The organism is Bifidobacterium aerophilum, assembly GCF_010667685.1.
In the GTDB taxonomy this organism is placed as follows: Bacteria; Actinomycetota; Actinomycetes; order Actinomycetales; family Bifidobacteriaceae; genus Bifidobacterium; species Bifidobacterium aerophilum.
In genome coordinates, this window is the sequence record NZ_WHZW01000031.1 from 1 (window position 1) to 20,678 (window position 20,678).

Genomic DNA, 20,678 nt, shown 5'->3' on the forward strand with positions numbered 1-20,678 from the left:
ACGTTTTTCAAACAACACCACGCATGGTGCGAGCGTCAGCGTCGCCACTCAATCCATCAGTTAACTAAACACGGTGTATCTCGCAGGGCTGGACATGCGTCCGTGAACGCGCACACCGGTGGACGCGCGCGTTCGCCTGAGCCATACCTACCGCAGCGGCGTCATTCCGTCCGGCGTCAGCACGGCATCGACCGGCACGTCGTGCGGTTCGTGCGGCAGCACGGTTTTGACGACCTCCCACGGCCAGCACACCGCGACCGTTCGCGCGCCGGCGCCGCGATATCCCAGCGCGCGGTCGTACCAGCCGCCGCCACGGCCCAGACGCGTGCCCGACCGGTCGACCGACAGCGCCGGCAGAATGACCAGCGCGGCCTCATGCAACGCATCCGCTTCCAGCGTCTCTCCGGACGGTTCCTGCGGCCTCCGTTCTCCGGCATCGGCGAGGTCGTCCAGTTCATCCAGCACGCCCCAGCCGACATCCAGCCCGCGGCCGAGCATCGGCACCAGTACGCGCATGCCGGCATCCAGCAGCGCGTGCAGCAGCGGCGTCATCTCGACTTCGCTGCCCATTGACACGTATGCGGCCACCGTCGCGCCGCGCTCAAGCCCAGCGATCAGCGGTTCGGCCGCTGCGGCCAATCGCATCCCGGCCGCAACGCGATCGGCGTCCGTCGTCAGCTTGCGCCGCGCGATGGCGGCCCTGCGCAGCGTGCGCTTGTCCGCGCCGTCCAGCATGTTCTCCATGCGTCCGTTGTATCACGGAAGTATCACGCCGCCGGTCATAAAAGACCGTCCGCGCCGCGACGGTGGCACAATGGTGGGCATGTCGGTTTTCCAGTCATTGCGTGCGGTATTCCATCCCGGCGACGATACGGCCATCCGCATGCCGGACGAACTGCCGTCCCCGACGGACGGTCCGGCGTCCGTCGTCGTGCCGATCAGCTTGCGTCCGCTGACCCAGGACGACGAGGCCGAATGGAACGACGTGCGCTGGCGGAACCGCGAATGGCTCGCACCGTGGGATTCCGGCGACCCGACGCACGGAGCGCCCCTCACGTTCAACACGTGGATACAACGTCAGCGGCGCGCCGAAGAGAACGGCACCGGCGCGCTGTTCGCCATCACCCATGCCGGGAACATCGTCGGCCAGATCTCGCTCGGGGCGGTCAGCTACGGCGCGATGCGCACCGGCGTCGTCGGATACTGGGTGTCCCAGGACCACGCCGGACACGGGTTCGCGCCGATGGCGCTCGCCATCCTCGCCGACTGGGCGTTGACCGACCCGTCCGGGCCTCGGCTGCACCGTCTCGAAATCGCGATCCTGCCCGAAAACCATCGCTCGCGGCGCGTCGTCGAAAAACTCGGCGCCCATGCCGAGGGGGTGCGTGAGAAATACATGTATATCAACGGGCAATGGCGCGATCACGAGACCTACAGCCTATTGGCGGAGGATGCGCGCGAGGGATTCCTTGCGCGGCTGCTGTCGTCCGGCTCCGGGCGCTGAAAACGCCGTGCGACGACACGCCCGGACGCAATTCCCGATTTGTGCCCGGCCTCTCCTATTCTTAGGTGCATGGGTTACGAGTCACTAAGTGCTGTTGTGGTGCTGGTGATTTTCATAATCGTCATGGCCGGCTGGCTGCCTGTGCGGACGGCGAAGGGCATGAGAAAAGTGGCGGAGCATCGCGAGGACAAATACTCGCCGTCGTTGCACCTGGTCGGCATGAACGACGGCACGCGGTTCTCCGACGAGCATACGCCGCAGGCGAAAGGGATTATTATGCAGCCGGACACGAAATACACGTCGGAGCGAATCGCCCACGTGCGGCAGCTTCGTCGCGCCGCGATTCGACGCCGACGCATGATCGTCGTGTCGTTGCTGGCCGTCACCGTCGTGGTGCTGGCGATCTCCTTCCCGTTGAAGTTCAGCCCGTTGTTCGCCCTGATCCCTGCCGCGATGATGCTGGCGGTGATCGGACTCGGCGTGCGTGCGGCCGCGCAGGCCCGAGAATGGGAGCGCAAGGTCGCCGCGAGCCGCAAGGCCAAGGCCGCACGCAAGCCCAAGGTGCAGACGGTCGTCGAGCCGGCCCGTCGCGCGGTCGAACAGCCGGCGGACCGCCGCAAGCCGGCCGCGGTGCCCGGCAATCCCGCCAACGAACCCGTCACCGACGTGATGGAGCAGCGGGAGATCCGCCGCGCCCTCGAACAGGCCCGCAAGGAGCAGGCGGCGGCGTTCGCGCAGCGTGAGGCCCGTCGCGCCGCCGAACGCGAGGCCGCGAAGGCCGCTGTGTCCGCAGTCGCGCAGTCTGCGGCATCGGACGTTGCCTCGGCCGAGGAAGTGATCGATACGACCGCCGCGTCGGTCGAAGGCTCCGTCGAAGCCCCGGCCGCGCAGGATTCCCAGCAGATTCCCCAGCCGGCCGCTCCGCGGAATTCCCAGACTGCGTCCGTCGAACCGGCCGCGCCGGCCGACGAGACCAGCGAACTGGCCCATGTGAGTCCGTCCCGTGCGTTGGACGCGTTCGAGATGGCTTCGCAGGATCTCATCTCCTTCTCGCTCGGCGCGCCGCGCAATGGCGTCGAACCGGCGGCTCCCGCCCCGGAAAGCCTCGAAATCAAGTCGACCAAGCAGGTCGCCAAGGCGGTGCCGGCCGCGCAGAACGATACGGATACCGCGAATGCCGCGGATGTTGCGGCATCGGACGGCGCCGAGACGTCCGCGTCCGCCGAAACGCAGGATGCCGTGGTCCAGGAGAGTCCGAGCGCGGTCAGCGACGCGGTGAACGATACGGCCGCGTTCCATGACAGCGAAGAGCGCGTCGAGGTCGACGCTCCCGAAGCGACCTCCGATTCGCTCGGCACCGGGCTTGAGGCGATCCTCGCCCGTCGCTCCGCCTGACCGCGAACCGACGAACGCATTGGTGTGGCTCCCCGCGGGGAGCCACACTGCGTTTCCGGTCCTTTCCGGCGTTTCACTCTCAGCGTTAGCACTCGAGTTGGCAGAGTGCTAAAAACCGCGCTACGATGTGTACCAGCGCAAAGGAATGGACGCGACGGGTGATCGTCAGCCTCCCGTACGGCGGACTTCTGGCGCGGACATACTGGTTTTTACTAGATATACGAGGTGACCTACAGTGTCGATCAAGCTCACACCGTTGGAAGACAAGATCATCGTCAAGCAGGCCGCGGCCGAGACCAAGACCGCTTCCGGCCTGTACATCCCGGACAACGCCAAGGAGAAGCCGCAGCAGGGCGAAGTCCTGGCCGTCGGCCCGGGCCGCCGTGACGACAAGGGCGAGCGCATCCCGATGGACGTCAAGGTCGGCGACAAGGTGCTGTACTCCAAGTACGGCGGCACCGAAGTCCACTACGAGGGCGAGGACTACCTGATCGTCTCCGCCCGCGACATCCTCGCCATCCTCGGCTGAGATTCGCGCATAACGCGACTATCGTTTCGAATCCCGTCCGGCCCCGAGCCGGGCGGGATTTTCGTATGTGTGGCGGTTGTGTCGCGTATGATCCGCCCGCGGCGTAAACGCCGTATCCCGCTGGTACGCTGAATGTCAGATAATCGACGTTGATTCGGGGGACATATGCAGGGCGGCACGATACATCAGGAAACCGGCGTTTCTGTCGGAAAACCAACGGATGAGGCGCATTCCGGAGAGACGGCGCACCCCCTTGACCCGACATCCGCCGCGGCGCTCATCGCCAGGCTGGCCGACACGCTGGCCGGCGTGCTCTCGTGCTCGCGCGACGTGATCGATCTGGCGATCCTCACGGTCGCCGCAGGCGGGCATCTGCTGCTCGAGGACGTGCCCGGCGTCGGCAAGACCACGCTCGCCAGGGCGATGAGCGTCGCGATCGGAGGCGAATCCCGCCGCATCCAGTTCACGCCGGACCTGCTGCCCTCGGATCTGACCGGCGTCAGCATCTACTCGCAAGCCACCGGTCGGTTCGAATTCCATCCCGGCCCGCTGTTCGCGAACATCGTCATCGCCGACGAGGTGAACCGCGCCAATCCGAAGGCCCAGTCCGCCATGCTTGAGGCGATGGGGGAGCGGCAGATCAGCGTCGACGGCAGAACCCACGCGCTGCCCGACCCGTATGTCGTGATCGCCACGCAGAACCCGATCGAACTGGAAGGCACGTACCCGTTGCCCGAAGCGCAGCTCGACCGTTTCATGACATGCACGAGCTTCGGATATCCGAGTGCCGAAGCCGAATCCGCGATGCTCACCGGCGGACATATGCTGCGCCCGCTGGAAGGCCTGAACCGCGTGTGCGAGCCCGACGACGTCCTGTCGATGCGACGTGCCGCCGAACAGGTGCATCTGTCGGACGATGTGGCCGACTACATCGTGGCGTTGGTCGCCGCCACGCGCGGACGTGACGGCGTGCGCTACGGCGCCTCGCCGCGCGGCAGCCTGTATTTGGCCGCGATGGCGCGTGCCCATGCGCTGGCGGACGGCCGCGCGTATGTGATTCCCGACGACGTGCAGGCCTTGGCGGTGCCCGTGCTCGCGCATCGCATCGTGCTCGCCGACGCCGGCTACGGGTTCGCGTCCATGGGCCGCGCCCGTGACGTGATCGCCGGGCTCGTCTCCGACGTGCCGGTTCCCCGTCCGGAACGCGTATAGCGGGTGATGGCCATGCCGTCGCTTCGCCGCAAGTCCGCAACCGCCGCGCATGACCGCGGCGTCCAACGGCGTGTGGCCGGATTTCCGCGATGGCGCCGGCACGGCGTGATCCGGCCGTCCGTGGCCGGGTTCGCGGCGATTCTGTTCGGTGCCGGATTCTGGTTCATGGGACTGCTGCTTGACGACCGTGCGCTGATGGCCGCCGCGCTCGCCGTCACGATCATCTTCGGTTGTTCGCTGGCGCTCGCCGTCACGCAATGGATACTGCTTGCACGGTACGGCGACGCGGCGCTCGCCGGCGCCGGTCTTCGCGATGCCCGGTCTTCCGCCGCAAGTCCCCGGACAACCGCCGTCGTGCCGCCGTTCGTGCGGATGCTGCTGCCGCGCATGTTCGCCGACGTACGCAGACAGTACCTGCGGCTCGATCAGGATGGCGACGTCACCGAGCGTCACATCGGCGCCGTGCCGGACGCGCGCGGCCTGTACCGCCTGACCGCGGTGTTCGTGCGTTGGCATGACCCGTTCGGTCTGTTCTCGGCGTCCCGGCTGCTCGCCCGCGACGAGGACGTGACGGTGCTGCCGCATACGGACGGACAGGACGGCGGCGGCCGGCGTGCGACCGACCAGCGTATGCAGGGAATGAACCAATCCGACAACACGGGCGGCGTGCGCGCCTATGTGACCGGAGACCCGCCGAAGCTCATCTCATGGAAGGCGACCGCGCATCGCGGCGAACTCATGACCCGCGAAACCGGACGCGACATGCGCGCCTCGACCATCATCGTGCTCGACGCGCGATCGGACGGCATTACGGACGCGCGGATCGACGCGCAGGTCGATCAGGCGTTGCCGCTGCTGCGCGCGGCGTCGGCGGACCGGCGCGTCATCGTCACCGACGGCGTGCGGTTCGCCGACGATCCGCAGGATTGCGCCCGTCTGCTGGCCGCGATGTCGCCGATCCCGGCCGGCGTGGCGAAACCGGGCGGCATCGTGAAGCCGAGTGGTACAGCGAAACCGGGTGACGTGGCGAAACCGGGCGAAACGGTCGCGAGCGAATCCGCTCCGGGCGGTCGCACGCCGTCCGACCTCGCCAAGCACGTGGCCGAAACAACGGCGCGCCAGCCCGGCGTGGTGGCCGTTCGACTGTTCACGCCGCATCCACAAGGCGAGCTTGCCACGGCATTGCGCCGGTCAGTCGGAACCGAACGGCTGAATGTCACCGAAACCGCGGACACCGCAGACCTGTCATCTGCCGTAAACGCTCCCGCCGCGCCGCAGACGCGCCGCGCCATGCAGACTGCCGCGCCGCGCGAGGCGATCTCCCGTCTCCTCACCGCGGCCGCCCTGCTCGTGTTCTTCGAGACGTCCGTCGTCTCCCTGACCGGACTGCTCGCCCCGACCGGATACTGGCCGTGGTTCGCGGGCGTCGCGCTCGCCGTCGTCGCGTGCGAAGCGAACCTCCCCTCCCGGTCGCGTCCGCGCTACGCCATCCGCACGGCGGCAACCGTCATCGCCGTGCTGGTCGCCGCCGCGACGCTCGTAACGGTCCGCATCCACGACATCGCCAAGATATGGCTGTTCGACCGCACCGCCTTCGACCGCATCAACGCGGACGCGGCCACACAACAGGCTGCGCAGCAATCCGCGAACGCCGCCGGCGGTACCGCGTCGTCCGTCACGGCATCAGCGACCACGCCGCTTACCCTCATCGAAGACACGGTCGAACGCGGCTTCAACGCGCTCGATTCGCAGCTGCCGCCGATCAACGTCGACCTGTCCGGCGACGTCGTGCTCATCCTCGCCGTGGCCGCCGCCGTCATCCTCGTCAGGCTGCTGCTCGTCGCCCGCCGCACCGCACCCGCCTTCGCCGTGCTGCCGGTCATCCTGTTCGCCTCGAACTACGCGCTCGTCGGCCGCCAAAGCGACTGGTGGCAGATCGCGCTCGTCACCGCGGCGTTCCTGATCGCGCTCTGGCAAGTCGTCCCACACCGCGCGCCGGCCCCCACTCCGGCCGCCGTCACCGCGCTCGTCACCGCCGCCGTGCTCGCCCTGACCACCCCAGCCGTCGGCTTCGCCAACGCCGTGCCGCTGTCGTTCGGCAACTCGTCCGGCCTGCTGTCCGCCAACACGATCAACCCGATGGTCGATCTCAAACGTTCGCTCAAGGCCGGCTCCGACTCGATCGTGCTCACCTACCGGTCGAGCAACCGGCTCTACCTGCGTATGACCACGCTCGACGAGTTCAACGGCGACACCTGGAGCTTCGACGAGGCGCTCGCCAAGGACGCCAACCTGTATGGTTCCGGCATCCAGCTCGGCATCGACTCGAGCAACATGATGAGCGACGAACACCGCTACCGGCTCGACGACCCGCTGTCCATCTACCAGTATTTCAACTACGCCAGCTCCGGGGATGCCGTGATGCAGGACATGAACGGCAACCTGCGGTTCTCCGGTTCGTCCGGGCAATACGAAAGCAACGCCGACATCACCATCGAAACGCTGCGCTCGCGGTTCCTGCCGATGCCGGGCGTCTCCGGCACGCCATACGCGCTCGACGGTTCGTGGCTGACGGCCGGATCGACCGTCTACAACCGCGAATCCGTCACCAACGAAGGCATGCGCTACCAAGCCCGGGGAACCGGCGTCGACACGATCACCTCCACGTCCGAATTCAGCCGGCTCGACGACGTACGTGCGATGCACGACGATCTCGAACAGCAACTGGAAGGCGAGGTGCGGGACCGGCAGACCGTCCTCGCCTCCCGTAAACAGGCCATCACCGACGGACTCGCCACGCAGCACGGGCAATGGCTGATCATGCCTGTCGAATATGCGGGCATCATCGAGACCTCGACAGTTGCCAGTCTCAAGGATGCCAACGGCACCCTGATCGGCACGGCGTACGGCGTCATGTCGACGACCGGCGACTACGGCATGCCGGAACTCGAACTGAACGAACAGACACGGCAGCGACTGGCCATATCCGACGACGAATTCGTCGGCAGCCTGTACGGCGACGACGGCAAGGCGGCCATCGCCATACTGATGGACGGCGGTTCGGGCACCGCATCCGATGTGTCGCTGCAGGACGATCTGCTCAGCGTCTACCGCGACCTCGGCTATAGCGGCTCGCGGACCGGCGTGTACTCATCGGAACGGCGAGACTCCGTGCGCGCCGCATTGGATGCGGTCGGCCTGATCGACACGCGGGCGCACAAGCAGTACCGTTCGCTGCCGACGACGCTGCCCGCGAACGTGACCGCACTCGTCGACCAAGCCAAGACCGAAGGCGTGGCGACCGACGGCGACGGCTATGACCATCAGGTCGCGGCGATGCGCTGGCTGGTCGACTATTTCACCGATCCGGACAACGGGTTCACGTATTCGCTCGACGCGCCGGACGGCGACGGCCGGTCGAACCTCGACGTGATCGGCGACTTCCTCGACACGCGGTCCGGATACTGCACGCACTACGCGTCCGCGCTGGCAGTGCTCGGGCGGGCGATGGGCGTGCCGACGCGCATGGTGCTCGGCTACAACCGCGGCGTCGACCGGGCGAACGGCGACGGCGATTTCGAAGTGCGCGCCAAGCAGCTGCACTCGTGGGTCGAGGCGTATCTCGACGGAGTCGGCTGGGTGCCGTTCGACGTTACGCCGGCCACTGCCGACAACGGCAGCGCTTCGGAGGACGGTACGACCTCGACGGGTACGACCGGCGACTCCGGGGATTCGGTAACGACGACGATCACGCCGGACGGAGACGCGACCGGCGGTGACGTCGATACGTCGGACGAAGCGAAATCGGGCGACACGCAGGAGACGCAGCAGACGCAGACGGGTGGGAACGACACGGCCGCACAGGCCGACACGCCATGGTGGAACCGGCTGGCGCTGCCCGGGTGGGCGGCGATCGTTGGATGGACGCTGCTCGGCCTGGCGTTGGTGGCCGTGTTGGCATTGGTGCCGGCGATGATCCGCGCGATGCGGCGCAGGAGGCGGATGCGGCTGATCGGCGCGGAGGTGCCCCGAGCCTGGCTGGCCGCGTGGTCGGAGATCTGCGACACGGCGCGGGACTGCGGCGTTCGGTGGGATCGTGCGGATACCGAGCGCGTGATCGCACGGCGGATCGCGGGGGCGATGTCTTCCGACGGCGAGGCGACGGCCGGGGATAAGTCTCCCGGCGACACGGCACCCGAGAAGTCGCTGATGCTGATCGCCGACCGGGTGACCGCCATCGCCTTCGGCGTGTCGCCGGAGGGCGGGTCTGATGCGGGTGATCTGCGCGATCGGACCGAGACCGTTCTGAAGGGTCTGGAAGGTGCCCGCAAACGGCTGTCGAGGCATATTCGGGTGAGAAGTTTCCTCCTGCCTGCGTCGCTGGTTCACCGGCAAAAGCGTTGAAAATACAGGCGACACGCCGTAAGGTGCCCCGACTTGCGTTTGGCGCTGAGTCATGGCATATTATTCGAGTTGCCGATTACGGCCCCGGTCGCTTGAGGCAACATGGCGGATTTCCCAAGCGGTCAAAGGGAACTGACTGTAAATCAGTCGCTTCGGCTTCAGTGGTTCGAATCCACTATCCGCCACGCCCCGATAGCTCAGTGGTAGAGCACTTCCTTGGTAAGGAAGAGGTCGTGAGTCCAATTCTCACTCGGGGCTCTCTGGCGGGATAGCTCAGCTGGCTAGAGCGTACGACTCATAATCGTAAGGTCAAGAGTTCGAGTCTCTTTCTCGCTACAAATGTCGGCAGAACAGCCGATGGACAACGAACACAAGAGGTGAACCAAATGGCAAGCAAGAGCGCCGACATCCGTCCGGGCATCACGCTGGCATGCACCGAGTGCAAGGAGCGTAACTACATCACGACCAAGAACCGTCGTAACACGCCGGATCGTCTTGAGCTGAAGAAGTTCTGCCCGCGCTGCGGCAAGCAGACCGTGCACCGCGAGACCCGCTGAATCGGTTTCACACCAAGCTTTCAAACCCGACCTTCCCGGTCGGGTTTTTTGTTTCTGGAAAAGTCGTGTGACCGCAACGCGAGCGTCTGGGATAGGCGGAAGTACCATAGGTCGCATGACTTCTTTTGCGGATATCACCACGATCGGCGTGGGCGGCACGATCGCCCGATTCATCGAACCCACCTCGCGCGTCGGCGTCATCGAAGCCGTCGAGGACGCGGATTCCAAAGGCCTGCCGCTGTGCGTGATCGGCGGAGGCTCGAACATGCTGGTCGCCGACACGCCGTTCAACGGCGTGGTCGTGCGCGACGCGCGCCGTCGCATCACCGTGCCCGATGAAGCCGCGCCGGTCGAGAACGGCGAACGCATCGTGCACGTCAACGCCGAGGCCGGCTGCAATTGGGACGACTTCGTCGCGTTCACGGTCGAACTCGGTCTCGAAGGCGTCGAGGGCCTGTCGGGCATTCCCGGCACGGTCGGCGCGTCGGTGGTGCAGAATATCGGCGCGTATGGTCAGGAGGTCGCCACGACGGTCGAATCCGTGGAGGTCTGGGATCGCAAGGACAAGAAGACCTGCGACATTGCGGCCGCGGACATGGGATTCGGCTACCGCATGAGCCGGCTCAAGGCGAGCATGTATGCGGCGCCGGCGACCCCGGCCGCCGATTTCTTCCCGACTCCGCGCTACGTGGTGCTGTCGGTTACCTTCGCGTTGCGGCACAGCGCGACCGGCACGGTCGGCTACGGCCAGTTGGCGAAGGCGCTCGGCGTCGAGGTCGGCGACCGCATGGAGACCCGGGCGATCCGCAACGCGGTGCTCAAGGTTCGCGCGGCCAAGGGCATGCTTGAGGATGCCGGACGCTACGAGAATCCCGCGATGACGGGCACGAAGCGCGCCGAACAGGTCGAGATCGCGCGACGAGCGCAGACCGATAGCCCCGATTACGATCGTCACAGCTGCGGCAGCTTCTTCATGAACCCGATCCTGACCGCCGACGCGGCCGCGGGGCTTCCCGAGGATGCGCCGCGGTTCGACGCGACCCTGCCGGACGGCACGCCGGGCGTCAAGACCTCCGCCGCATGGCTGATCGACCATGCCGGATTCCATAAGGGATTCAAGACCTCCTCGGATTCGTCCGCCGGCTTGTCCACGCAGCACACGCTCGCTTTGACCAATCGTGGCGGCGCGACCGCCGCCGACGTCGCCAGCCTCGCGAAAACCGTGCAGGACGGCGTCGAGGCCGCGTTCGGCGTGCGACTGGTACCCGAACCGGTCGTCGTCGGTCTGGATCTGCGGTAGGCCGTGAGTATTGCGGCCGGTTGTCGACCGATCGTCTCCGGTATCGTCGGGCTCCTACGTGCGTGGCGGTTTTCGTCCGCTGAACTCGCCTCTTGCGCGATGTAATGCGTTTCGCTTATGCTCAAGTGTTGATAATCAGGCGGCCTCCGGTCGCAACGACGCCGACAGAGAAGAGGCGAAGCGCATGTCCATGCACGTATTCCGCACGAAATCAGTCGAGCAGACCCTCGCCGAAACCGGCGAGGAGGGTCGCTCGCTCAAACGCAATCTCACATGGTGGGATCTGTCCATCATGGGCGTGGCCGTTGCGGTCGGCGCGGGCATCTTCTCGGTCGGCGCACAGGCCGCCGCGTTCCACGCCGGCCCGGCCGTCATCATCAGCTTCCTGATCGCAGGCGTCGTGTGCGGCGCGGCCGTCATGTGCTACGCCGAATTCGCGTCCATGATCCCGGTCGCCGGCTCCGCGTACACGTTCACCTACACCACGGTCGGCGAGATCATGGCGTGGGTGATCGGCTGGGACCTCATCCTCGAAATGCTCATGGCCGGCTCGGTCATCTCCAAATACTGGGGCGTCTACCTCAACGACTTCATGCGGCTCATGGGCTGGGGTCTCAACACGAACCTCACGTTCGGCTCGTTCCACATCGACATCGCGCCGATCATCATCGTCGCGTTCTTCACCACGCTGCTCGTGTTCGGCACGAAGATCGGCGCCCGCGTCGACGGCGCGATGACCGTCCTCAAGATCGCCATCGTCTTCTTCGTCGTCATCGTCGGCTTCTTCTACGTCAAGGCGTCCAACTTCACGCCGTTCATCCCGCCGGCCGAACCGGCGTCCGCCGTCTCCGGCTCGACCATCACCAACGAGATGACCCAGCCGCTGTGGCAGTTCGTCACCGGCATGACGCCGAGCATCTACGGCGTGCCGGGCATCCTGTCGGGCGCGGCGCTCGTGTTCTTCGCGTTCATCGGATTCGACGTGGTCGCCACCGCGTCCGAGGAGACCGTCAACCCGAAGAAGAACGTGCCGCTCGGCATCGGCGTGGGCATGGCGCTGATCATCATCATGTACATGCTCGTCGCGATCGTGACCACCGGCATGGTCTCGTACAAGGAACTTGCCGCGCAGGACAGCCCGTCGTTGGCCACCGCATTCGAACTGGTCGGCGCGAACTGGGCCGCGAAGATCATCAGCTTCGGCATCGTGCTGGGACTGGCGACCGTGGTCATGGTGCTGCTGCTCGGCCTGACCCGCGTCGTGTTCGCGATGAGCCGCGACGGACTGCTGCCGCGCGGACTGTCGAAGACCGGCAAGCACGGCACGCCGGCGCTGCTGCAGATCGTCACGGGCGTGGTCGTTGCGCTGGTCGCCGCGTTCTTCGACATCGGCGTGCTTTCCGACATGGTGAACATCGGCACCCTGTCCGCGTTCACGCTGGTCGCGCTGTCCGTGCCGATCATGCGCATGAAGCGCCCCGAGCTGCCGCGCGCGTTCAAGATGCCCGGCAACCCGTGGGTGCCGATCCTGATCGCGCTCGCCAATCTGTGGCTCATGCTCAACCTGTCCGTGCTCACCTGGATCCGGTTCGTGGTGTGGCTGGTCGTCGGCTTCTGCGTGTACTTCGGCTACAGCTACCGTCACGCGCGCCTCGGCACCGGCGAACTTGATCGGGAGCTGGACGACGAGCTCGCCAAGGCGGGCAGCGCCGTCAAAGCGTAGTCGTTGCGGGGTTGTTGCGCAGGCCGGTGCGGCTGACGCGGGCGCGATGTGCGGCACGTTGCCGGTGTGACGCCGGCGTGACGCGTCCGAAGTGTGGACTACGCTGGAATGAGCTGAAAACGAAGGAGAAACCATGCCATACGTTGTCGCTCAGCCTTGCGTGGACGTCAAGGACAAGGCCTGCGTGGACGAGTGCCCGGTCGACTGCATCTACGAGGGTTCCCGTTCGCTGTATATCAACCCGAACGAATGCGTCGACTGCGGCGCGTGCGAGCCGGTCTGCCCGACCGAGGCGATCTTCTACGAGGACGATCTGCCGGAGGAGTGGGCGTGGTACAAGGACGCCGCGGTGAGCTTCTTCGCCGAGGTCGGCGATCTCGGCGGCGCCTCCGCCAACGGGCCGATCGGCAAGGATCCCGAGCAGGTCGCCGCTCTGCCCCCGCAGAACCAGTGAACATAGCCTCACAGGCGCAATAGCCCGTGTGGTGGCCGTCGCCTCTCGCGGCGGCCTTTTTGTTATCGTTTGAGATCGTTGCAGTCCTGCTGCGGAAGAGAGAAGAACCATGGGATTCCACGAATTCACGTCGCCGTACGACTGGTCGCGCATCGCTGCGTACAAGCGCACGGCCAAGGCCGCGTTCGGCGGCATGATCGACCTGTCGGTCGGCTCGCCGGTCGACCCGGTGCCCGAATCGGTACGTGCCGCGCTGGCCCAAGCTTCCGACGCGCCGAACGCGTACGGCTATCCCGCCACGATCGGCACCGTCGAACTGCGCGATGCGATCGCCGCATGGTTCCGTGACTGCCGCGGCGTCGACCTCGCCGCGACCGGCGCCGCCGTCGTGCCGACCGTCGGTTCGAAGGAAGGTGTCGCGCTGATGGCCTCGCTGCTGCACTTGGGCGACGGCGACGTCGTCGTGCAGCCTGCCGTGTCGTATCCGACCTATGAGATCGGCACGCAACTGGCCGGCGCGCGCACGCTCAAGGTCGACGACGTGGCCGACGTCGAATCGTGGCGGCACGTGCCGGGCGTGCGCGCGATCTGGGTCAACTCGCCGTGCAATCCGACCGGCGTGATGTTGACCGCGGCGCAGATGGCCGATATCGTCGCGGCCGCGCGCGAGATCGGCGCTGTCGTGCTGTCCGACGAATGCTATGCGCTGATGACGTGGGGGAGTCGGGCCGGGGGCGTGACGGCCGGCGCGGCTGGTGCGGCTGCTGGTACCGCATGCGGCACGGCTCCCGCGCCGTGCGCGCTGAGCCACGAGGTGTGCGGCGGTTCGGCCGACGGCATCCTCGTGCTGTACTCGCTGAGCAAGCAGTCGAACATGGCCGGTTACCGGACCGCGTTCATCGCGGGCGACGCCTCGCTCGTCACGCCGATGATCGCCTACCGCAAGCAGATCGGCCAGATCATCCCCGGTCCGGTGCAGGCCGCGATGGTCGCGGGATTGGGAGACCACGAATCGGTGCGTGCCCAGCACGACCGGTACCGCGACCGTCTCGGCATGCTGGTGAGCGCGCTGCGCGCATACGGATACGCCACGAACATGCCTGACGGCGCCCTGTACGTGTGGGTGAAGGCCAAGTCCGGCGACTGCTGGAAGGACATGGCGGCGCTTGCCGAGATCGGCATCATCGCCAGCCCGGGCGAGTTCTACGGTGCGCCCGCGTATCTGCGGTTCTCGGCCACGGCGAGCGACCGGGCCATCGCCGACGCGGCCGAACGACTCGTCAACGCCTGACGGGGCGAGCCGTCCGATCGTATGGAGCCCGTCGACATGGTCGTCGACGGGCTCCATGGTATTTTTCTATGTACGATTGTACGCATCTTGTGTCGCGTCATACGGTCGCGTCATGCATACGATTTCATGCCGACGGGTTGGCGTAGCGGTGTTGTTAACGATAACGAAAATTGTGTAGCCGGCTTAATCTGACAACGTTTTCCAGATACTGATACGTAAATCGTTTGACGGAACACGCCGTGAATTTGCCCGGCGCTGATGAAAACGATATCATCGACCTAACGTTGTGAGACGAACACCGCGGATGTGAGATCGTATTGCGGCGTCGTCCGGCAGAGATGCCGGGCGGAGAAGAACACCATTGCAACAGGGAGGTAGTGATGGCAGGAAGCAAGTGGAACAAGATCATCAAGGCGGTGGGCCTCGTGTCCGTCGCCGCGCTGAGCCTTGGCGCGCTGTCGGCGTGCGGTGACTCGACCGCGCAGGTCGACTCCAGCAAGGGCCGTGTGTATTACCTGAACAAGAAGGCCGAAGAGCAGGAGAAGTGGGAGGCGCTCGCCCAGGCGTTCCAGGACGAGACCGGCATCGAGACCCAGATCCAGCTGTCGGCCACCGACTACGACCAGACGCTGCGTTCCGAAATGGCCAAGGACGAGGCGCCCACCATGTTCCAGGCCGACGGTCCGTCCTTCATGTACAGCTGGCTCGACTACGCCGCCGACATGAGCAATTCCAAGATCTACGGCGAGCTGTCCGACAACTACAAGGACCGCACGCTCAAGAACGCCGACGGCAAGCCGGTCGGCATCCCGTACGCGGTCGAAAGCTACGGCATCATCTACAACAAGTCCCTGCTCAAGAAGTACTTCGACTCCTCGTGGTCCACGATCAAGTCGATCGACGACCTCAACAACTTCAAGGCGCTCAAGACCGCGGCCGACGAAATCCAGGCCCACAAGGACGACATGGGCGTCAAGGGCGCCTGGCCGGCATGGATACGTCCACCGCGTTCCGCTACAACTTCCACCTGCCCTCCGTGCCGCTGTTCTACGAGTACCGTGACGACGGCGTCGACATGAACTCCGTGCCGGAGTCCGTCAAGGGCACGTACGTGGACTACATGAAGAACATCTACGACCTGTACATCACCGATTCCACCGTCCCGGCCAGCGCCATCTCCGGCAAGACCATGGACGACGCCACCTCCGAGTTCGCGCTCGGCGAGGCCGTGTTCTTCCAGGACGGCGTGTGGATCTACTCCAACCTGCAGGATCAGGGCTTCCCGGACGAGGATCTCGGCGTGCTGCCGATCTACATGGGCGTCGACGGCGAAGAGGAGCAGGGCCTCAACCAGGTGATCTCCAACTACTGGTGCGTCAACTCCAAGGCATCCGAGAAGGATCAGGAAGCCACCCAGCAGTTCCTTGAGTGGCTCGTCACCTCCGACACCGCGCGCAAGTCCATCTCCCAGGACATGGTCCTGGTCACCCCGTTCAAGACCTTCGACGAGGAGGCCTACACGGTCAAGAACCCGCTGGTCGAAGCCAACCGCGAGTCCCAGAAGGCCGGCAAGTACGACGTCGTCAGCGTCTCCACCGTGTCCCACCAGTGGGAGCAGGACCTCGGTGCGGCCGAGCTCTCCTACGCCCAGGGCCAGGGCAGCTGGGATGACGTGAAGAAGGTCTTCACCGACAACTGGGCCAGCGAATACAAGCTCGCCTTCAACAAGTGATCCGGTGAGCGGCGGGTCGGGCATCATGCCCCCGGCCCGCCGTCCCTGACGCTTCTCACAGGCCCCTCCGCGCGGAGGGGCCTGCTTGCGTTTTCGGCCTACAAACCCAGACTGGCCGCCTTGCTGCCGTACTTGCGCCGTACGGCATCCAACGCCTGTTCGGCGCCGCGCAGGCGGTCCGCCCGTGTGGCGCCGACGCCGTCCGGCGAACCGGTGCCACACGTACGCGCCGCATCCGACTCCTCCAACAGATCATCTAGCGTCGGTTGCACCTCCAATCCGGCCGTTTCGGCCAATCCGCTGGCGCTCATCCCCGCCAGCCGTATCTCGCGCGGCAGGGGCGCATCCTCCCCGGCCGTATCCGGTATGTGCAGCATCGCACGCAGCAGGGCGACGCACTGAGGGTACAGTGCGCTCGCCGTATCGACGGCCCGTTCCATCGTGTGCGCCTTCGTCATATAGCTCAGATCCGCGAAGCGCAGTTTCACCGTCACCGTGCGGGCGCACAGCCCGCGCCGGCGCAGCGAGCTCGCCACGTCGTCACACGCCCATCGCAGCAGTGCGCACACGCGGCGCATGCTGCGCGTATCCTCGTCGAACGTGCGCTCCGCGCCGATCGACTTCTCCGGCGTATACGGCGTGACCGCGCGACCGTCCACGCCGCGCGACGCCAGATACAGGCCATGTGCCATCGTGCGCGAACCGCAGGCCCGGGCCAGCGATTCCTCGCTCATCGCCGCCAGATCGGCCACCGAATCGACGCCCCACGCCAGCAGTCGTTGCTCCAATGCCGGCCCGATGCCCGGAATGCCGCGCAACGGCATCATCTGTACGAATTCGGCGTGCTTGTCCAACGGAATCAGCAGCATGCCGTCCGGCTTTGCGTTCGTCGACGCCATCTTCGCCACCAGCTTGTTCGAGGCGATGCCCACAGAGCAGGTGACGTGATAGCGTTCGGCCACCTCGCGCCGCATCCACGCGCCGATCGCAGACGGCTGTCTCCAGCGCAGCAGGGCGCCGGATACGTCCATATAGCATTCGTCCACCGACACCTTCTCGATCCGGTCGGTGATTTGTGAAAACACCTCGTCGAAGATACGATGCGACATCATCCGGTAATAGGCCATGTCCACCGGCAGGAACACGCCGTTCGGGCACAGTTGACGCGCCCGCGCCGACGGCATCGCCGAATTGACGCCGTATCGGCGTGCCTCATAGCTCGCCGCGGACACGACCGAACGCGGCCCGGTGCCGATGATCACGGGCCTGCCCTTGAGCTCGGGATGCCGGGCCACCTCAAGAGATGCGTAGAACGCATCCATGTCGATGTGCAGCACCGTGCATCCGGTCTCGTCATGCCCCCAATCCCGCTTGGCGGCGGCCAGCCTCGGTGCAGTGCTCATGGACCCAGCATAGCGGAAGGGTAGAACAGATGTTCGATCGTCGTGTCGTGTGCGGTCCCGGGGAAAAATATCGCAAATCCCCGTTCCCCGCGCGCCCGCGGCAACGCCCGAGTACGCTGAATGTCGTGAAGAGAGCCGTTCTTGAGATCCTGAACCGTGTGCCGGTGTTCCTCGTCGTGATGGGCGAGGCGATCGTCATCTACTTGGCCACCGCCATCGCGAAGGTGGCGTTCACCCAGCTCGACCCGTTGTACGCCGTGTGGTACCGCGTCGGATTCATGGCCGTGATGCTGCTGCTCTGGCGCCGGCCGTGGCGTGCGAGCAAACGTGGACACCTGCCGCACGATCTTCCCGGCTGGGCGATCGTGATTGGCTGCGGCGTCGCGGTCGTGCTCATGAACTCGATGTTCTACGTGGCCATCAGCAACATGGACATGGGCATAGCGGTCGCCATCGAATTCATGGGACCGCTGACCGTGGCCGTGATCACCGGACGTAGCTGGCGCGAACGGCTCGGCATCTGCATCGCCGCGTGCGGCGTGGTCCTGCTTGCCGGTGTGTCGCTGGCCGGCGCGTCGAGCAGCCATTTCCTGATCGGCCTGATCGCCATCCTCGTCGGCGGATCGATGTGGGGCGTGTACATCGTGCTCGGTCGCCAGGTCGCTTCGCGCGGCAACTCGCTCGACAACCTATGCGTAAGCATCGCGATCGGCTGGCTGCTGCAGTCGCTGGTGCTCGGCCCCGGCGCGGTCGAACATGTGATCCGCCCGAAGGCCGGCGCCACGTGGGCCGCGGCCCCCGGCGGATCGCTGAAACTGCTCGGACTGCTGTTCATGATCTCGATGCTCGCCTCGTTCATCCCGTACATGGTCGACCAGGTCGTGATGCGACGCACCACGTCCGGCGCGTTCTCGGTGATGCAGTCGATCAACCCTGCCGTGGCGGTGGCCGTCGGCTTGGCGTTCGGCGAGTTCCCGACCGTATGGGAATGCATCGGCGTGGCGCTGGTGATCACGGCGGTGATCGTCACGTTCTCCGGCGACCAGGCCCCGGCGAAGTAGGATGCCGTATGACCGAGTGCGGATCGTGGTCGGAATCGGGTATTTTTCGGAATATCGGTGTTTTGTCCCGCCGATGATGGTACAGTAATTTGCTGTTGCGTCGCGCAAGCGTCACAACACGGAGTCATGCCTGAGTGGCCGATAGGGGCACCCTGCTAAGGTGTTAGTCGCTTTTCGCGGCTCGAGGGTTCGAATCCCTCTGACTCCGCCACCAAGGGTTTTACGAGCGATCGTAAAACCCTTTTTTCATGCCTGAAACGGCGGAATAACGGGGTTATAGGCCAAAATGTGTGTCTGGTGGTCTAGTCGTTTGACTGCCATTGGACTCGTGTGTGGAAGTCGTTCCAGTCGATGCCGGTGCCGTACCGCATGGGGATGCCGAACGTCTCGTGCATGCCTTGCGGGCTTTGCTCCCATGCCTGCCTGTAGGGCTCTTCGAGCCGTTCGTCCGTGATGGCGTTCGCGGCGAGCCACGCGTCCGTTTCGGGACGTTCCGTGTGCTGGTGACACCACCAGCAGATTGATTTCAGTTGTCGTATCAAGCGCAATCCCCGGTGACGGCGCAGCATGTCGTCCTGTCGTCCGTTCCATGATTCGATGAGGTTGTTCGTCGACGGCGCCGGACCGCCGGCCTCGAGCCCCTCGTCGAGGAACGTGAACAACCGGTCCTCGCGGATGCGACGACGGATCATGCGCCTGGCTTTGACGAGCCGCCGGTGCATGTCGTTCACGCTGCCGTCCTCGTACCGGCTCTTCTCGTCGAGGAAGGCGGCGAAGTCCTGCTCCCACTGGTTGCAGGAGACGAGCCATGCCGCGGCGTCATCCTTGGTTTTGACGCGCGCCAACGCCACGGCGATTCCCCGCAGTCGTCTGCCGGCCTGAAGACGTGGCCTCATGCCGGTCAGCTCGAAGATGTTGGCCTGAACGTGGAACAGGCAGCGTTGGATCCTCGTGTCCGGCCACATCGTCTTCACGGCCTTCATGATGCCGCCGCCACCGTCGCATACGAGCGCGTCCGGCGGTGCGATACGCGCCATCAGGCACTGCCAGGCCGCCGACCGTTCGCTTTTGGTGATGCGCCAGCCGATCACATGCCCATCAGCCGCCGCGATCAGCACCACCGCGTCACGGTGCAGGTGGATGCCGTCCACATGCACCACATGATGGACCTCGTCCACCACGGGCACCGGAGGCCACAGGCTCCGCATCAATTCGCACTTGCGGCGCAGCGTGCGTGCCGGCAACATGTGTTCGGCCTGGGATTGTTTCGAGAACAGCCAGTCCAAGCCGCACCGCAGATCAAGGGCACTGTTGTCGCGTGACTGAGTACGCGAACTGCCGCAGTCGGCGTTCCGGCACCGCCACCTGACCCGTCCCGAACTCGTCCTTCCGTTCCGCTTCATCGGCTCGCCGCACACGGCGCAACTGGGTGTATTCATTCACCCAATCTGCCATGCCAACTCGAAAGCCGCTCAACCGTTGTCCCACAAGGCTTCGCACCCTATTCCAGACACACATTCTGGCCGACCTCAAGTTCCCCGCCAACACAACTCAAACACGAGAAACACCCACTGCCACAAAGGAGAACAAGCCAAAACAGACACACATTTTGGCCTATAACCCCGCAATCGCTGCGCGACATGCTCGACGCTTGCGTATTCGAGCGTTCTGATACAGTCGTGGGCGATGCCGTAACATGCGGCGTCCCCGTTGATATGGCGGGCCGATACTGGCGCGAGCCGGTATAAGAAAAGGCCCGACGCTGGAACATCGGGCCTTGACGTTGATTACCGGCTTGCGCCCTTAATCAACAAAGGTTGCAGGATGAATCATATCACGATGCACGGCACCCTGACCGTGAACGGGCGTACCGTGATCGTCCACATAGGCGATAGCGAGGCGACGGCCACGGTTGACGGCACACCATTCAACGTGTGCAACGTCTGGCAGCTCTACCAGCTGCTACGGCTGCTCGTGTAGCGGTCATTAAGGGCGCGGCGTCTCTAACCGGGCGTCGCGCCCGCAACCTTGAACCCGACTAGGGTGTGTTTACTCTATGGTGCTTTGGTGACATGATGGTGGTATGTGTACGCCGAGGTATGACATCACGAGG

15 protein-coding genes, 4 tRNA genes and 1 pseudogene are annotated in these 20,678 nt (G+C 65.2%); 17 read left to right on the forward strand and 3 right to left on the reverse strand.

Annotated features, from left to right (window positions below; genetic code table 11):
* Window positions 1-147: 147 nt before the first annotated feature.
* Window positions 148-735 (reverse strand): 5-formyltetrahydrofolate cyclo-ligase, encoded by a 588-nt coding sequence (locus GFD25_RS11225; protein WP_163232886.1) that lies wholly within the window; start codon window positions 733-735, stop codon window positions 148-150.
* A gap of 88 nt (window positions 736-823) precedes the next feature.
* On the opposite strand from GFD25_RS11225, the gene GFD25_RS11230 reads away from it, so the two are divergent.
* The 14 genes and pseudogenes from GFD25_RS11230 (at window position 824) to GFD25_RS11295 (ending at window position 16,101) form a co-directional block, all read left to right on the forward strand.
* Window positions 824-1,504 carry a GNAT family N-acetyltransferase gene (locus tag GFD25_RS11230; RefSeq protein ID WP_163232864.1) on the forward strand — a complete coding sequence of 227 codons (681 nt, stop codon included), beginning with the start codon at window positions 824-826 and terminating at the stop codon, window positions 1,502-1,504.
* 159 nt (window positions 1,505-1,663) lie between these two features.
* On the forward strand, window positions 1,664-2,899 hold the full coding sequence (locus GFD25_RS11235) for a hypothetical protein (protein WP_239512555.1): 1,236 nt from the start codon (window positions 1,664-1,666) through the stop codon (window positions 2,897-2,899).
* 235 nt (window positions 2,900-3,134) lie between these two features.
* Window positions 3,135-3,428 carry a co-chaperone GroES gene (gene groES / locus GFD25_RS11240; RefSeq protein WP_163232868.1) on the forward strand — a complete coding sequence of 98 codons (294 nt, stop codon included), beginning with the start codon at window positions 3,135-3,137 and terminating at the stop codon, window positions 3,426-3,428.
* Window positions 3,429-3,593: 165 nt separating this feature from the next.
* Window positions 3,594-4,640, forward strand: coding sequence for an AAA family ATPase (locus GFD25_RS11245; protein ID WP_163232870.1), 1,047 nt, complete (start codon window positions 3,594-3,596; stop codon window positions 4,638-4,640).
* A gap of 12 nt (window positions 4,641-4,652) precedes the next feature.
* The gene (locus GFD25_RS12445) at window positions 4,653-9,044 is read left to right on the forward strand and encodes a transglutaminaseTgpA domain-containing protein (protein ID WP_163232872.1); all 4,392 of its coding nucleotides are present in this window, start codon (window positions 4,653-4,655) and stop codon (window positions 9,042-9,044) included.
* Between the two features lie 104 nt (window positions 9,045-9,148).
* Window positions 9,149-9,229 (forward strand) — tRNA-Tyr (locus GFD25_RS11255).
* 1 nt (window position 9,230) lies between these two features.
* Window positions 9,231-9,302, forward strand: a tRNA-Thr gene (locus tag GFD25_RS11260).
* Between the two features lie 4 nt (window positions 9,303-9,306).
* Window positions 9,307-9,380: transfer RNA gene (locus tag GFD25_RS11265), tRNA-Met, on the forward strand.
* 50 nt (window positions 9,381-9,430) lie between these two features.
* Window positions 9,431-9,601 (forward strand): 50S ribosomal protein L33, encoded by a 171-nt coding sequence (rpmG, locus tag GFD25_RS11270; protein ID WP_003814458.1) that lies wholly within the window; start codon window positions 9,431-9,433, stop codon window positions 9,599-9,601.
* A gap of 115 nt (window positions 9,602-9,716) precedes the next feature.
* The gene (locus tag GFD25_RS11275; protein ID WP_163232874.1) at window positions 9,717-10,901 is read left to right on the forward strand and encodes a UDP-N-acetylmuramate dehydrogenase; all 1,185 of its coding nucleotides are present in this window, start codon (window positions 9,717-9,719) and stop codon (window positions 10,899-10,901) included.
* Between the two features lie 190 nt (window positions 10,902-11,091).
* Window positions 11,092-12,624, forward strand: coding sequence for an amino acid permease (locus GFD25_RS11280; protein ID WP_163232888.1), 1,533 nt, complete (start codon window positions 11,092-11,094; stop codon window positions 12,622-12,624).
* 133 nt (window positions 12,625-12,757) lie between these two features.
* Window positions 12,758-13,078, forward strand: a complete 321-nt coding sequence (gene fdxA, locus GFD25_RS11285; RefSeq protein ID WP_163232876.1) for a ferredoxin — start codon at window positions 12,758-12,760, stop codon at window positions 13,076-13,078.
* A 109-nt stretch (window positions 13,079-13,187) separates the two neighbouring features.
* Window positions 13,188-14,369 carry a succinyldiaminopimelate transaminase gene (gene dapC, locus GFD25_RS11290; RefSeq protein WP_163232878.1) on the forward strand — a complete coding sequence of 394 codons (1,182 nt, stop codon included), beginning with the start codon at window positions 13,188-13,190 and terminating at the stop codon, window positions 14,367-14,369.
* Between the two features lie 380 nt (window positions 14,370-14,749).
* Window positions 14,750-16,101: pseudogene (locus tag GFD25_RS11295) on the forward strand (ABC transporter substrate-binding protein).
* 98 nt (window positions 16,102-16,199) lie between these two features.
* Here GFD25_RS11295 and dinB read toward each other — a convergent pair.
* On the reverse strand, window positions 16,200-17,504 hold the full coding sequence (dinB, locus tag GFD25_RS11300) for a DNA polymerase IV (protein WP_163232880.1): 1,305 nt from the start codon (window positions 17,502-17,504) through the stop codon (window positions 16,200-16,202).
* A gap of 125 nt (window positions 17,505-17,629) precedes the next feature.
* On the opposite strand from dinB, the gene GFD25_RS11305 reads away from it, so the two are divergent.
* Both GFD25_RS11305 and GFD25_RS11310 read left to right on the forward strand, forming a co-directional pair.
* Window positions 17,630-18,565: an EamA family transporter gene (locus tag GFD25_RS11305; RefSeq protein ID WP_163232882.1), complete on the forward strand. Its 936-nt coding sequence runs from the start codon at window positions 17,630-17,632 to the stop codon at window positions 18,563-18,565.
* Window positions 18,566-18,685: 120 nt separating this feature from the next.
* Window positions 18,686-18,776, forward strand: a tRNA-Ser gene (locus tag GFD25_RS11310).
* 91 nt (window positions 18,777-18,867) lie between these two features.
* Here GFD25_RS11310 and GFD25_RS11315 read toward each other — a convergent pair.
* The gene (locus GFD25_RS11315) at window positions 18,868-20,004 is read right to left on the reverse strand and encodes an IS1249 family transposase (protein ID WP_163232884.1); all 1,137 of its coding nucleotides are present in this window, start codon (window positions 20,002-20,004) and stop codon (window positions 18,868-18,870) included.
* Window positions 20,005-20,389: 385 nt separating this feature from the next.
* Here GFD25_RS11315 and GFD25_RS12060 point away from each other — a divergent pair, with 385 nt between their 5' ends.
* Window positions 20,390-20,545: a hypothetical protein gene (locus GFD25_RS12060; protein ID WP_204314896.1), complete on the forward strand. Its 156-nt coding sequence runs from the start codon at window positions 20,390-20,392 to the stop codon at window positions 20,543-20,545.
* Window positions 20,546-20,678: the final 133 nt, after the last annotated feature.